General features: G+C 75.0%; 12 protein-coding genes. 11 read left to right on the top strand and 1 reads right to left on the bottom strand.

Annotated features, from left to right (window positions below; genetic code table 11):
• Positions 1-26: 26 nt before the first annotated feature.
• Entirely contained in the window at positions 27-1,469 is a 1,443-nt protein-coding gene (locus ACFWB8_RS10465; RefSeq protein ID WP_385224286.1) for a phospholipase D-like domain-containing protein, read from the bottom strand.
• Between the two features lie 190 nt (positions 1,470-1,659).
• Between ACFWB8_RS10465 and ACFWB8_RS10470 the strand changes: the two genes are divergently transcribed.
• The 11 genes from ACFWB8_RS10470 to ACFWB8_RS10520 all read left to right on the top strand — a co-directional run bounded on the left by ACFWB8_RS10470 (position 1,660) and on the right by ACFWB8_RS10520 (position 14,107).
• Complete coding sequence (locus tag ACFWB8_RS10470) at positions 1,660-2,154, top strand: MarR family winged helix-turn-helix transcriptional regulator (protein ID WP_385224288.1); 495 nt, start codon at positions 1,660-1,662, stop codon at positions 2,152-2,154.
• Between the two features lie 141 nt (positions 2,155-2,295).
• The gene (locus ACFWB8_RS10475) at positions 2,296-2,934 is read left to right on the top strand and encodes a DsbA family protein (RefSeq protein WP_385224290.1); all 639 of its coding nucleotides are present in this window, start codon (positions 2,296-2,298) and stop codon (positions 2,932-2,934) included.
• Positions 2,935-2,936: 2 nt separating this feature from the next.
• The gene (locus ACFWB8_RS10480) at positions 2,937-3,743 is read left to right on the top strand and encodes an MBL fold metallo-hydrolase (protein ID WP_385224292.1); all 807 of its coding nucleotides are present in this window, start codon (positions 2,937-2,939) and stop codon (positions 3,741-3,743) included.
• 5 nt (positions 3,744-3,748) lie between these two features.
• Positions 3,749-4,174, top strand: a complete 426-nt coding sequence (locus tag ACFWB8_RS10485) for a nuclear transport factor 2 family protein (RefSeq protein WP_385224294.1) — start codon at positions 3,749-3,751, stop codon at positions 4,172-4,174.
• A gap of 99 nt (positions 4,175-4,273) precedes the next feature.
• The gene (locus ACFWB8_RS10490; RefSeq protein ID WP_385224296.1) at positions 4,274-5,767 is read left to right on the top strand and encodes a hypothetical protein; all 1,494 of its coding nucleotides are present in this window, start codon (positions 4,274-4,276) and stop codon (positions 5,765-5,767) included.
• 264 nt (positions 5,768-6,031) lie between these two features.
• Positions 6,032-6,217, top strand: coding sequence for a thiazolylpeptide-type bacteriocin (locus ACFWB8_RS10495; RefSeq protein ID WP_385224298.1), 186 nt, complete (start codon positions 6,032-6,034; stop codon positions 6,215-6,217).
• Between the two features lie 72 nt (positions 6,218-6,289).
• On the top strand, positions 6,290-6,472 hold the full coding sequence (locus ACFWB8_RS10500) for a thiazolylpeptide-type bacteriocin (protein WP_385224300.1): 183 nt from the start codon (positions 6,290-6,292) through the stop codon (positions 6,470-6,472).
• Between the two features lie 84 nt (positions 6,473-6,556).
• Complete coding sequence (locus tag ACFWB8_RS10505) at positions 6,557-9,226, top strand: lantibiotic dehydratase (protein WP_385224302.1); 2,670 nt, start codon at positions 6,557-6,559, stop codon at positions 9,224-9,226.
• Between the two features lie 29 nt (positions 9,227-9,255).
• Complete coding sequence (locus tag ACFWB8_RS10510; RefSeq protein ID WP_385224304.1) at positions 9,256-10,404, top strand: lantibiotic dehydratase C-terminal domain-containing protein; 1,149 nt, start codon at positions 9,256-9,258, stop codon at positions 10,402-10,404.
• Complete coding sequence (locus tag ACFWB8_RS10515) at positions 10,401-12,182, top strand: hypothetical protein (protein ID WP_385224306.1); 1,782 nt, start codon at positions 10,401-10,403, stop codon at positions 12,180-12,182. The genes ACFWB8_RS10510 and ACFWB8_RS10515 overlap by 4 nt, the downstream gene beginning before the upstream one ends.
• Positions 12,179-14,107, top strand: coding sequence for a TOMM precursor leader peptide-binding protein (locus ACFWB8_RS10520; RefSeq protein WP_385224308.1), 1,929 nt, complete (start codon positions 12,179-12,181; stop codon positions 14,105-14,107). Before ACFWB8_RS10515 ends, ACFWB8_RS10520 begins: the two co-directional genes overlap by 4 nt.
• The last annotated feature ends 29 nt before the right edge of the window (positions 14,108-14,136 follow it).

Below are 14,136 nucleotides of genomic sequence, written 5' to 3' on the forward strand. Positions count from 1 at the left end.
TGAGGGCCACGGCCGGGCGCGGCCGGTTACGGCGCGGTCGCGTAGGTGCGGTTGCAGTGGCCGCCTTCGAGGAGCGTCTTGTCGAAGTTCTGGCGGAACTTCTCGTAGACGCCGGTGTTCTCGATCTTCAGGAGCGTCTCGTCCTGGGAGCGCAGGTTCGGGTACGTGTAGTTGTGGCTGCCCGTGAAGACGAGCTGGCGCCCGCCGGTTCCCAGGTACGTGCCGTCGATCAGCAGGTACTTCGAGTGGATGCCGAGGGCCCCGGCCCCCGCCTCGGTGCCCTCGCACGCGCGCAGCGTCTTCAGCCCGGCGGTCGCGAGGGCGCTCTTGACCGCGCTGCCGACGTTCCCGGCGTCCCCGTTGTGCACCACCTGCACCTCACAGCCCGCGGACTGCATCTCGCGCAGCTTGTCGGCGACCTGGGTCCGGGTGAAGGCGTACATGCCGATGCGGACCTGGGTGGCGGGTACGGCCTTGCAGTCCACGTTCTTGAGGAGCGAGACGACCGTGTCCGTCCCGGCGTCGTCGCGCGGGTCGACGGGGGAGCCCGGCGCGATGTCCCTGTCCGACTCGATGCGCGGGAAGAAGTACGTCTTGTACGTGCCGACGTCCGTGGTCGTGTAGTTGTCCGGCAGGCCCGCGCCGTGCGTCCCGTGGTCCAGCAGCTGCTTCCAGTACCGGCTGTACTCCTGGTAGAGCCCGGCGTCGGGGATGGTGACGGCGTTGTTGTACATGCCGACACGGTGGTTGGACGTCAGGTTCGCCGAGGCCTGGAAGACCACGTTCGAGGTGGCGCCGACCTTCTCGAAGAGGAAGAACTTGTTGTGGTTGATGGCGGACTCGCCCTCACCGGTACCGCCGGCCGGCGCGAGGACGCGGTTGCCGACGCACCCGCGGTCCTGCGGACAGGCCAGGACGAACGAGCCCGCGGTGTCCGCGTCGACGCTCTGCCCGTACTCCGCCTTCCCCAGCGCGTCGCTCAGCGCCTTGTACTCGCTGCCGGTCGCCACGGCCTCGGGAGTCCCGTCCGGCCCCGGCTTCCACACCTGGCTCGCCACCGCGTCCCCGTCCAGGAGCAGCTGGATCCGCAGGTCCGCCTTACGCGCCAGGAGCGCCTTGCGGACCTCGTCATCGGTGAACAGGTAGACGGACCCGCGGACGAGCGAGCCCCTCTCGGCGCGCTGGATGAGGTCGATCAGCTGGTCGCGGACGGCGTTCTGGTTCCCCCACGCGCTGGGACTGACGCCCTGCGGCCGCGGAGCCGTCTTGGCGGGATCGTTGAAAGTGGCCTCCAGTGGCACCGGAGCGGGATCCGGCACGTAGCCCGCGAAGTCTTCGACCGCGTACGGCATGGCGTCGCCGGCGGCGGGAGCGGCGGGCTGGGCGACGGCGAGTGCCGTGACCCCGACGCTGCCGAGGGCGGTGGCTGCGGCCAGGGCCACGAGGGTTCTACGGGGGCTGCGTATCACGGGCGTTCCTTTGTGGCGGGCCGGGCCGATCTTGGGGCGTTCCGGGGAGACGGTAGCCCCTGGACCGGGGCTGATCAACCATGACTGAGAGCTGCTCAGCTGTGATTGATCCCGGACCTCGCCGACGCGCGCATGCGGACTGCGGGTGATGATCGTGCCCTGGGTCCGGACGAGGTGAGGGGTGAGGCGGGTGGGCGACGGTGCGGGAATCGTTTCGGCGCAGGAGGCGGCGAACGACGGGCTGGTGCTCGCGTTCGGGCGGCTGCAGGGGGCCGCGGGACGGCTGGAGTACCTGCTCGGCAGTGCGATCGAGGAGGAGTTCGGGATCACTCACGCGATGTACGAGGTGCTGCTGATCGTGGGCAGGGCGGGCGGTCCGGGGGTGTCGATGCGGACGGTCGCGCAGGAACGGGTCCTGACCACGGGCGGGATGACCCGGCTGGTGGACCGGATGGAGGCGGCCGGCCTGGTGGTGCGCGCCGATGATCCCGGCGATCGCAGGGGCCGGCTGCTGCGGCTCACGGAGCACGGCGAGGACGTCGTGGTGCGGGCCAGCCGACTGCACGTGGAGAACATCCGCCGCCATTTCCTTGCTCCGCTGCCCGAGGAGGCGCGGGAGCAGTTCATGGAGTGCCTGCGGATCCTGTCCCACTCGGCGCGGGACGCGCTGCCCCGGCTGCGGTAGGGCATACGTCCGGCTCGCGTCCCGAGGGCGGGGCCCTTCGCCGCGCGGGAATACCTGACACAGCAGATACTGTTCAGGCAGGTACATCGCCTCGGTGTGGGGCGACCCCCGATTCCAGACTCCCTCTGCAAAGGTCCGCGCATGAAACTCCTCTACGTCTTCGACGCCTATTGCGGCTGGTCCTACGGCTTCGCGCCCACCCTGGCCGAGGTCGCGCGCCGCCACCCCGAGCTGCCCGTGGAGGTCGTGTCGGGTGGCCTGTTCACCGGGCCGCGGGCCGTGCCGATCCGCGAGTTCGGCTACGTCCAGGGCGCCAACGCCAAGATCAGCGAGATGACCGGTGTCGTGTTCGGGCCCGGGTACGAGCGGCTGATCGCCGACGGCTCGTTCGTCATGGACTCCGCGGACGCCGCCCTGGGCATGGCGGTGCTGCGGCAGGCCGCCCCGGAACGGGCGGTGGAGCTGGCCCTGGCCGTGCAGGCCGCGTTCTACGAGGACGGCCTGAGCCTGTCCGATCCCGGCACGTTCTCCCGCATCGCCGCGGCAGCCGGCCTCGACGCCGTCGCGGTCGGCGCCGCGCTCACCGCACCGGCCGCCCGTCGCGCCGCCGAGGCCGACTTCCGACGGGCCGCGGCCCTGGGCGCGCAGGCCTATCCGACCCTCCTGGCCCAGGACGGCGACCGTACGGCGGTGCTGGCCGTCGGCCACGCCGAGCCCGACACGATCGACACCCTCCTGGAGCAGTTCGCCTCCGCCCGCACCGGATCGATGGTGGTGTGATCATGAACGCTCTCGACTTCAAGGTCATCGACCTGGACTTCCCCGTCGGCTCGAAGAACAAGACGGCCACCCTCATCACCGGTGAGCGGGACGCGCTCCTGATCGACACCGGCTTCACCCGCGCCGACGGCCACCGGCTGGTCGCCGAGATCCTCGACTCCGGCAAGAACCTCACCACGGTGTTCATCAGTCACGCGGACCCCGACTACTACTGGGGCGCCGAGGTCATCGCGGACGCTTTCCCCGAGGCCCGGATCCTCGCGACGCCGATCGTCATCGACCACATCGAGGCCGCCTACCGGGGCAAGCTCGCCGCCTGGGAGCCCGTCGGCGTCAACCGCCCGACCCGCCTGGTCGAGATGGAGCCGCTGACCGGAGACATCACCCTCGAGGGCTTCCGCTTCGAGCTCAAGGCCGCCTCCCCGGAGCTCCCCGACCGGCACTACCTCTGGCAGGCCGAGCACCGCGCCGTCGTCGCCGGCGTGCTCACCTTCCAGCAGGAACACGTCTGGGTCGCCGACACCGCCACCCCCGAGGCCCGCGCCGCCTGGGTCAGGGCCCTGGACGAGATGGCCGCACTCGACCCGGCCCTGGTGGTTCCGGGCCACCGCCTGCCCGGCACCGCCACCGATGCCACCCCCATCTCGTACACCCGCGACTACCTCACCGCCTTCGAAACCGAGCTCGGCAAGGCCGCCGACGGCCAGGCCCTCACCGACGCCATGACCGCCCGCCACCCCGACGCGGGCATGCTGATCGCGGTGCAGATCGGCGCGAAGGTCGTCACGGGCGAAATGGCTTGGAGCTGATCCGGATGCACCAGCACACCGACACCGATCCCGCCGCTTCCACGGCGCCCGCCGCCGTGGTGCGCCGCCAGTACCTGGCCTCCGCGGCCGGAGACCTCCAGGCCCTGCGTGCCACCCTGGCCGACGACGTCGAATGGACGGAGATGGCGGGCTTCCCCCTCGCCGGCACCTACCGCACGCCTGAAGGCGTCACCTCCGCCGTCATGGAACGCCTGGCCGCCGACTGGGACGGCTGGACCGCCCACGACGACACGTACGTCACCGAGGGCGAGCACGTCGTCGTCCTGGCCCGCTACACCGCGACCCACAAGGCAACGGGCAAGCCGCTCGACGTCCGCGTGGCCCACCACTTCACCGTCCGCGCGGGCCGCATCGTCCGGTTCGAGCAGTTCGTCGACACCGCGAAGGTCCGTGACGCCATGACGCCGTGACGCCATGTCCCCGTGACTCCGTGACCCCGGGGGCTCCTTGACCTGGACCGGCCTAGGCTCGGCGCACCAGACGGTCGTACGGCACGGGGAGCACGGGACATGGACGACGCGGGAACGGCTCGGGCGGCGAAGGCGGTCGCCGCCTTGCGGTCGCTGCGGCAGCGGGGCGACGAGGTCGAGTTGGCCGACGGCTTCACCGATGCGGAGATGGACGCCTGGGGCGTGGACGTGCCGGAGGAGGTACGGGTCGTCCTGCGGGAGATCGGCGGTCTGGAGACCGAGGAGCACGCGTACGGCTTCGGACCGCGCGGCCGCGCGGTGTTCTCGGACGGCTACTGGACCCTCGGCGAGCTGGAGTTCGGCGCGGGGTCGCTCGTCGTCGGTACCGGGACCGCCTGCTGGGGGCCCGTCGTGGCGGTCAACCCGTGGGGCGACGAGTGCGAGGTCACCGTCGAAGCGCCGGAGTTCACCGGCTGGCTCCACGGGTTCGCCGAGCGGCTGGCCGACGGAACCGGCGTACGGCCGGCCAGCGGTACGCACCTCGTGCCGGCCGTCCCGAGCATCGAGGTGGCCGAGGCCGAGGGGGCCGACGCCGAACTCGCCGCACTCGTCGGGCGCGGCGACTCGCTGACCGACCTCGTCGACCTGCGCGCCCTGCCCGGCTACCCGTGCGCGGTGCACTGGGAGCCGCACTTCTCCACTCGCCACAACACCGCCGACACCGGAAGCAGCGAAGTGCAGTTCCGGATCGTGGGCGACGGACGGGCACTGCTCCTGACCAGTGCGGTCAGTGGGGACTTCCTCGGCCGGCCGGTGCGCCGCCACACCGTACCGCGCGACGCCGCCGGCCGCGCGGTGGCGCAACTACGTGCTCTGGCAGCCGAGTTCCCCGGCTTCGTCACGCTCGAAGCGGGCTGCGCCGACGCCGTCATGGCCGGCTGGGCGGTCGCGGTGCCCGAGGACGTCCGGACGGTGTTCCGCGCCTTCGGCGGGGTGGCCGTCACCGGCCTGCCCGCACTGCGGCTGCTCCCCGGGGCGCCCGAACGCGCGGTGGACCCCGAGGTGCACCGCATGCTCGGCGGGGACGGGACGTACTGGCCGCTGGCCCGGATCACCTACGGCCGCGGCAGCGCACTCGTGCAGGTCCGCATCGACGCGGACACGGGGGAGTGGGGGTACGCCGTGTCCGTGCCCGACCAGGCGAAGGGCCTGCGGGAGTACCCCGACGTGAAGCTGATCGCCGAGTCGCTGGCCGACCTGCTGCTGACCTACGCCCGGCTGGCCCGGCAGGCCGCGGACCGGCCCGGGTTCACCGGGCGGGTCTCCCGGGACGGCGGGTGGCTCTTCCCCGACACCGGAGGGCCGTGGCCGCGGCCCGCCCCGGTCGGCGAGTGGGCCGGCTCGCCCGACCCGCTGCGCGCGGCCGCCGCAGAGCTCCCGCAGGGCACCCACGCCGCGGACCTCCGGGAGGTTCCGATCCCCAGCGACCTGTGCTTCCACCGCGCGGCGGGCTGGCGGTACGGGGCCCTTCTGGACCGGCTGCACTTCGCGGGAGCGGGCCGCCTGGCCGCGGCGATCCCCGCCGCGGGCTGACACGGGCGCCGCCGGACCGCGGTACGCCGCCAGCCGGCCTCCGGCGGATCCCGAGGCGATCTGGATTTCGGCTCCAGCGACTCTGCAGCGCTCCGGCGGAACCTTGGGTTCGAGACCGGGTGATCCGGCCTCGGACCCGACCGGTCCTCGAGCAGGTTCCGTTGCTGCCGCGTCCCGACGGCCGGTCGACCTCGAAGTGCTCTTCGAGGCTTCCTCCAGTACGCCCCCGGCTTTCCTCTTTCCCCTCCACCACGGGAGACACGTATGTCCGACACGGCACGCAACACCGAATTCGACCTCCAGGACCTGGACCTCGGCGACCTCACGGTGACGTCGATGCGCGACACCGCCGCGCTGCCCGAGGGCGGCGCGTCGTGGGGCTCCTGCTCCTGCCAGGGCTCGTCCTCCTGCGCGCAGCCGCAGATGGAGACCGGAGTCCTCACGGACTGACCGCCGCGAGCACCGAGAGCCACGCGCACACCCGCACCCCGCACCCCCGGCCCTCCACCAGAGGAGACAGGCATGACCCACTTCGACGACACCCCCGGCTTCGACCTCGAGGAGCTCGACCTCGGCGAGCTGACCGTGACCTCCATGCGGGACACGGTCGCGCTGCCCGAGGGCGGCGCGTCCAACGGAGGCAGCTCCTGTTCCTGCGGCTCGTCCTCCTGCGCCCACCCGCAGCTTCCGGAACTCCCGCTGTAGCCCTCCACCCGCACGCCGGACGCTTCCCGCCGCACCCTGGCAAGCGGCGGGAAGCCCGCGCCACCACCGACAGGACGGGACACCATGCCGCAGCCGCACCGCACGGCCGCCGGCGCCGACGGGTACCGGGTCGCCTCCGCACCGTACGCACTCGCCCGCGCCACCGTGCTCGCCCACCCGGCGCAGCGGCCGGACGCAGCGGAGTTCCGCGCCCTGCTCGGCCGACTGCACCGGGTCGAGACGCGACTCCTGCAGGGCGTCGCCCCGCTCTGCGACAGCCTGTACGAGAGCCTGGACGGCCACCCCGCGGACTTCCACCGCGACGTCGTCCTCCCGCTGCGCCGCGCCCTGCACAACGGGCGCGAGCCCAGGGCCGCCCTGCTGGACCGCCTCGGCGACCTGCCGGACCGGGTGCCCCGGCTCGCCACCTGGATCGCCCTGCGCGCCCGCCGCGCCGCACTCCTCGCCGAGCTGGGCGCCGCCGCCGAACGGGCCCTGGCCGCCGAACGCGGCGATCTGGCAGCCCTCTGCCGGGAACCGGCCCTCGGCAAGGCCGTCGCCCTCACCAGCGCCGACCTGCTCCGGGCCGTCGAGCGGGCGGGCACCGGCGCGGCCGACCGCCGGGCGCGCAAAGAGGAACCCGGCGTACTGCGCTACGCCCTGCGGGCCAGCACCAAGACCAGCCCGCTGTCCTGGTTCACCGCGGTCGGCTGGGGCGCACTGCCCGAGGTGCCCGCCCGTCCGGTCCCGTCCTGGGGCGCCCCGCCCTTCTTCGAGGGCCCCCTGAACGCCGTCGTGAAGGCCAACCGCACCCTGACGACGGCCCTCACCCTCGCCCTCCTGGACGCGCCGCACCGACGGGCCGCGCTGCCCCACCGCATCACCAGCACCGCCCGGATCGCCGACGGCCGGGCGACGTACTCCCGCGACCGGGCCGCCTTCGCCGGCGGCCGCTACCTGGTGGCCGGCGAGGACGAGGTCGAGGTGGCCTTCGGCGGGCCGCTGGGCCTGGTCACCGGACACGCCGAAAGGCCGTTGCCACTCGGGGAGTTGACCGGTCTGCTGGCCGCGGCCCTCAAGGGGGCGGGCGGGGACGGCCGGACCGCGGCCGTCGCCTACCTCGACCGTCTCGCGGACGCCGGCCTGCTGGCGCCGGGCGACCCGGTCCCGCCGCAGGACCCGGACCCGGTGGCCCGTATCGCGGCGTGGCTGCGGGGGCTCGAAACGCACCCCGCGGACGCCGCGCTCGCGGACCGCATCGGCGAACTCTCCCGGCTGACCGAGGCGTTCGCCGCCACGCCCGCCGCGGAGCGTCCCGCCTTGATCGCCGGCCTTTCGCAGGGCTGGACGGCCGCGCTGGCCGACGCCGGGCGCCCCGTACCGTCCGTCTCCGCCGCGCTCACCGTGCTGTCCGAGGACGTCGTCGCCCCGCGCCCGCTGGCGCTCGACGGCTTCCTCGACGCCGCCGACCACGAGGCGCTCGGCGAGGTCACCGCACTCGCGGAGCTCTTCGACCTCGGCCACCTCGTACGCCGTGTCGTCCGCGACCGCTTCGTCGAGCGGTACGGCCGCGGCGGCGACTGCCGTCACCCGTGGGAGTTCGGCGCCCAGGTCACCGAGGCCTGGGAGGCCGCCGGACGGCTCGCGGTCCTCGACCCCGCCGACCGGGCCGCCTTCCCCACCGGCGGCGACGAGCTGGCGGGCCTGCGCACGGAGGTCGCCGACGGCCTGCGGGAGGCCATCCGGGACGCCGGCGCCGGGAATCCGTCCGACGGAGCCGAGGTCGTCCTGCCACCGGACCTCGTCAAGACCCTCGGCGAGCGCCTGCCCCGGTGGGCGGTCGAACGGCCGCTGAGTTACGCGTACTTCCTGCAGCGCGACCCGGAGCGCGGCCGACTGGCAGTGAACCACGTGTACGGAGGCTGGGGCCGGTTCACCAGCCGCTTCCTCGACGCCCTGGACCCCCGCGCGACCGCCGAGGTGTCCCGGCAGATCGGCCGCGGCCTGGGACCCGGCGCGCGGGCCGCCCAGATGCGGCCCGTCGGCGGGTTCAACGCCAACCTCCACCCCCTGCTGGTCCCGGACGAGATAGGCCCCGACCGCCGCTGGGCCTCGATCGGCGAAGGAGACCTGGACCTGGTCCACGACGAAGCCACCGACCAGGTGCGGTTCCGGCTGCGGAGCACCGGCGAACTCCTCGACGTGCTCTACCCGGGCTTCCTCGCGCCGGTCCTGCTGCCACGCCGCATCGGGGCCCACCTGTGCGACCAGCCCCACGGGGTCGTCGACTTCCGGGCCCTCGTCCCGCGGCGCACGCTCCCCGCGCCGGGCGGCCAGGTGATCCACAGCCCCAGGCTGAGCCACCGCCACGTGGTGCTCCAGCGCCGCCGCTGGACGCTGCCGCCCGACGTGGTGCGCGCACTGCGCGCCGACCTCGGCGCGGGCCCGGTCCCGGCGGTGGCCGCCCGCTGGCGCGCGCTGCTGGACCTGCCCGAACAGGTCTTCCTGCACCCGGCCTCCACCGCCCCCACCGGGCGCGCCACCGAGGACTTCCTGAGCCGGCTGAGCCTGCCCAAACCGCACTTCGTCGACCTCGGCAACGCACTGCACCTGCACTGCCTGGCCAAGTGGCTCTCCCGCCACGCCGACGGCGCGGTCCTGGAGGAGGCGCTGCCGGCGCCCGGCGGCCTGGCCGCCCCGACCCGCGCGGTCGAACTCGTACTGGAGGTCTACCGGGCCGGGCGGTCGCGGTGACCCGCCCGCAGGCTACAGAGGAAGGGACGGTGCCGCACGTGCACCCCCACGACACCGGCGCCCGCGACGTGGTCGCCTACCACCACCACCCCGTCAAGGCCCCGCTCCTGCGCGAGGTCATGCTGCCGCTCGCCGAGTCCTGCGCGGCGGACGGACTGGCCGCCCACATCGAACGGCACTGGCTGCACGGCCCCCACCTCAGGCTGCGTCTGCAGGGCCCGCCGGCGCAGGTGGACGCCGCCGCCGGGGCCGCCGCGTCCCGCATCCGCGGCTGGCTCCGCACGCACCCCTCGCACGGCGACCTCACCGAGGCCGAACTGCTGGAGCGGGCCGCCGAGGCCGGTCGCGCCGAGCTCATCGCCCCGCCCTACGGCCCGATCGTGGCGGACAACACGGTCCGGATCGAGCCCGTCGACGGCTCCCCGGTACGCGGCCTCCTCGGCGACGACGGCGCCGGCCTGCGCGACGACCTGCTCCGGGCCGGGCTCGGCGCGCTGCGGGCCGGAGCGGGCTTCCTCGGGGACCACGGCGACAGCGCACAGGCACGGCTCCAGCTCGCGGTGGCCGCTCTCGCCGCGCACGCGGCCGCCCATCCCGGAGGTCTGGCGGGCGGACACTTCTCGTACGTCTCCCACCTGGAGGACTTCCTCCTCCACGACGACCCGGACGGGCGGCTGCGCGCCCGCTTCGAACAGCACTGGGAACAGGCCGGCGATCCGGTGACCGCTCTCGTCGGGCGGATCGCCGGCGGCGGCGCGCAGGGCTGGGAGCGGGCCTGGGCGGACTTCTCGGCCGGCGCCTGGCAGCTGACGCAGGGCAGGTACGACGCGGGCGCCGACCTGCACGGCGCCCCGCTCGCGTACCGGGCGCGGGCCGCCGCCACCGGGGACGCCGCGGCCGCCGAGCGCTGGAACCAGGACGTCCGCACCCGCTACAGCGAGTTCCACCGGCTGCTGCGGCGCTCCGACCCCGACGGGGCGATGTGGAGCCGCCCCGACTACCTGGTGTACCGGTCCTGCACCAACGCCCTGTACCGGCTCTTCGCGATCTGCGACATCCGACCGCTGGAGCGGTATCTGGCGGCGCACCTGGTCGTCCGTACGGTGCCCCGCCTCACCGGCTGCGACTGGCGCGCGGAGATCGACGCGGTCATCGACGTCGTGGAGGCGAGGGCGTGAGCGCCATGACCGCCGCGACCACCGCCCCCGCCCCCGCCCCCGCCGAGCCCGCCTCCGCCGCCGCTCCCCGGCCCGTACGGAGACTGCGTCCCGGGGTCGCCGTGACCCCGCTCCGCAGCGGCCTCCACCTGAGGGGCCGGCGCGGGAGCGTCACCCTGGAGGGCAGCACGGCGCTGCCCGCGCTGTGGCGGCTGCTGGAGGAGCCGCTGCGGGGCGGCGGGGTCGAGGACCTCCTGGACGGCATGGAGCCGGGTGCGCCCCTGCGCGCCGCGCTGGACACCCTCCTCGGGCAGTTGGCCGCGCACGACCTGCTCGTGGAGGGCCCCGCCGGGCCGGGCGACCCCGTCCCGGTCGCGCAGTGGATCGCCGTCACGGCGCAGCGCCCCGCCGCCGCGGCGGCGGCGCTCGCCACGGCTCGGGCCGAGGTGGTGGCCGGCGCCCCCGACACCCCGCTGGCCGGCGCCGCCGGGCGGGCACTGGCGCGGGGCGGCCTCCCCGTCTCGTACACCGTCGACCCCGAGCTGCCCGCGGGCCGGGTCCTGCTGTACGCCCACGGCGCCGGACCGGGGCGCGGGGTCGCTGCCGGACTGTGCGGCGAGCGCGGCTACGCCACCGCTCCGGGCAGCGCGGCCCGACTCCGGTCCGACGCGGCAGCCCTGGAATCACGGCTCGGGCCCGCCACCCCTGCGCCTGCGGGGTCCACCGCGTTCGTCTCCCTGCTCGCGGGCGCCGCCGCGCACCGGCTGCTGTCCAGCGCCGCCGGGCTGCCGGACCCGGCGCACGAGGGCGAGGACGAGCGGCTGCTGCCCGGGCTTCCCGCGGTGCTCCTCGCGGACGCCCGCCCGCTGCGGGCCGAGTACCGCACCTGGCTCGGTCCCGGCCGGGCCGACGCCGACCGGCCGACGGACCTCGCCCCCGCGGCCACCCTCGGCGAAGCGCTGCGCCGGGTGGCGGCCCTGTGCGACGCGCGGTGCGGCGTACTGCCCGAGCCGCTCCCGGGGGACCTGCGGCAACTGCCCGTACCGCTCGCCGCCTGCGAGCTGCCCGCGGCCGCGCGGCCCGGCGGGAGCCTGGTCGGCGGCGCGCCGCGGCTGGACCTGGCCCGCCTGGAGGTGTTCTGCCGGGCCGCCGAACTGCTGTTGGGCGGGGAGGGTTTCACCGTCGGCGCGAACCCGGGGCACGCCCGCGGCCGCGCCCTGCGCGAGGCGGCCGCCCACCGCTCCGGGCCACCGGCCGGGCTCCCGTCCGTGGCCGAGGCGCGATGGGCCGGGCATCCGCAGGTCCGCCACTGGTGGACGGCGCTGACGGCCCGCCTCGCAGTGGCCGCCCGGCTGGAGGTGTTCCGGGCCGCCCCGGGCGAGGAGGTGTACCGGGCCGTCGTGCGCGCAAGCGCATCGGTCGTGCTGGGCGACGCCGTCGAGGCGACGCCGGGTGACGCGGCCGCGCACGCGGCGCTCGCCGCGGTCGCCGCCGTTTCCGCTCTTTCCGCCGAGGCGCCTGCTCCCGTACGCACCCGTCCCTCGGGCGGTGCGGTCGCCCCGCTGGCCGCCGCCGGAGCGCGGACGGCCGCCTGGGAGGACTGCGGGTGGACCGGCCGCTGGCTCGCTGACACCGCCGGACGCGAGGAGGAGCTCCAGGACGCACTGCACAGGCTGACGGGAGCGGCCTTCCCGGCCTTCCCCGCGCGGGCGCCCGTACCGGATCGGGCCCGGCAACTCGCCGACACGCTGCGGGCCTTCGGCTTCACCGTCCTGTACACCCCGGAGGAGGCCCGATGACCGCCGTGACCGGGACCGGGACCGGGATCGTGACCGGCCCGCTCGGCGCCCTGCCCGTACCGGTGCTCGACGCCGGCTCCGCGACGGCCGCCGAGGCCGGCCCGGCCGTGGTCCTGCTGCCCCGCTGGACGCCGGGACTCGCCGAGGAGCTGAGCCGGCACGCGCTCGGCCACCCGGTGGCCCTGGTCCCGGTGCGCTTCGACGGGGCCCTCGCGGTGGTCGGGCCGGTGCTGCGCCCGGGCGCGGCGGCCTGCCTGTGCTGCGCCGAGTACCAACGGCTGGCCACGGCCGGTGGCCGGGTCCCCTGGCAGAGCCCGAAGCTGGCGCTGGCCGGCGTACCGTCCCCGGCGCTCGAAGAGTCCATCGGCGCCCTCGTGCTGGACCTGTTGGAGCCGCGGGACGGTGACGACGATCCGGGAACCGCCGTCGTCCATGTCCTGCACCAGGGCCGCGCCACCTGGTCCACCCACCGCATCCGCCCGGTCGGCGGCTGCGCGGTGTGCCGTCCGCTGCCGTCGGACTCCGCCGCCGGGACGGCCCCGCTGCCCTCGCGGCCCCGGCCGCTGCCCGACCCGTACGTACTGCGCAGCCCCAACCCCCGCACCGGGTCGGACCAGTTGAGGGCAGCCCTGTACGACGAGCGGTTCGGTCCGGTCCGCCGCCTGTTCCGCTCCGAGGACTCGGCCTTCTGCCTGACCACGGCGTTCGTGACGGACGGCCGCTCCGTCGACGACGGCGGTTACGGCCGGGCCCACGACTTCGCCGACAGCGAGCGGATCGCGCTGTTCGAGAGCATCGAGCGGTACGCCGGGATGCGCCCGACCGGCCGGCGCACCGATCTGCGCTCCTCCTTCGCCGACTTGGGCCCCGGACGGGCGGTGGACCCCGAGCGGCTCGGCCTGCCCGACCCCGCTTACCACGGGCACCCCGCGTCGCCCACCGTCCCGTACACACCGGATCTGGAGCTGGACTGGGTGCACGGCTGGTCGCTCACCCGGCGACGGGCGACGGCCGTCCCCGAGCACGTGGCGTACTGGGACGTGCCGGGCGCCGGCCGGCCGCGCGTGGTGTACGAGTCCTCCAACGGCTGCGGACTGGGCAACAGCCCCGAAGAGGCGGCGCTCTACGGCCTGTTCGAGGTGGCGGAGCGCGACGCCTTCCTGATGGCCTGGTACGCGGCGACGCCGCTGCGCCGCATCGAGCCGCCGCCGGACGACCCGGGAACGGCCCTGCTCGCGGACCGGGCGGCCGCGGCGGGCTACCGGCTCGTCCTGCTCGACGCGACGAACGACTTCGGCATCCCGGCGGTCGTGGCGGTCTGCCGGTACGAGGGCTCCCACCCACAGGCGCCGCGGATGTTCCTGGCGGCCGGGGCCCACCACGACCCGCGCGCGGCGATCCGGTCGGCGGTGGCCGAGGTCGTCACCAACGTACTGGAGTCGGCGCACCGCTCGTTTGCCGCGGGCCGCCCGCGCGATCCCGAGCGGCTGCGCCCGATGCTGGACCGGCCGGAGCTGGTGGTGAGCCTGGACGACCACGTCGGGCTGAACACCCTTCCCGAGGCGGCCCCGCGACTGGAGTTCCTCTTCGCCGACATGCCGTGCCTGCCGGTCGGGGCGGCCTGGCCGGGGGCGCCCGAGCCGGTGGGCGACCTCACCACCCTGCTCGGAGCCACGGTGGAGCGGCTGTCGCGGGCCGGCCTGGAGGTGATCGCCGTCGACCAGAGCGAGCCGGGGGTGCGCGACCGGCTCGGCCTGCACTGCGTGAAGGTCGTGGTGCCGGGCTCGCTGCCGATGACCTTCGGGCACGTCAACCGCCGCACCCGGGGGCTGCCCCGGCTGCTGGAGGTCCCCCACCGGCTCGGCCGCACCGACCGGCCGCTGCGGTACGAGGACCTGGCGCTCCACCCGCACCCCTTCCCCTGATGCCCGCCGACCGCAGACCTGGACGCGAG

This window comes from Streptomyces sp. NPDC060031 (genome assembly GCF_042736805.1).
GTDB lineage: Bacteria > Actinomycetota > Actinomycetes > Streptomycetales > Streptomycetaceae > Streptomyces.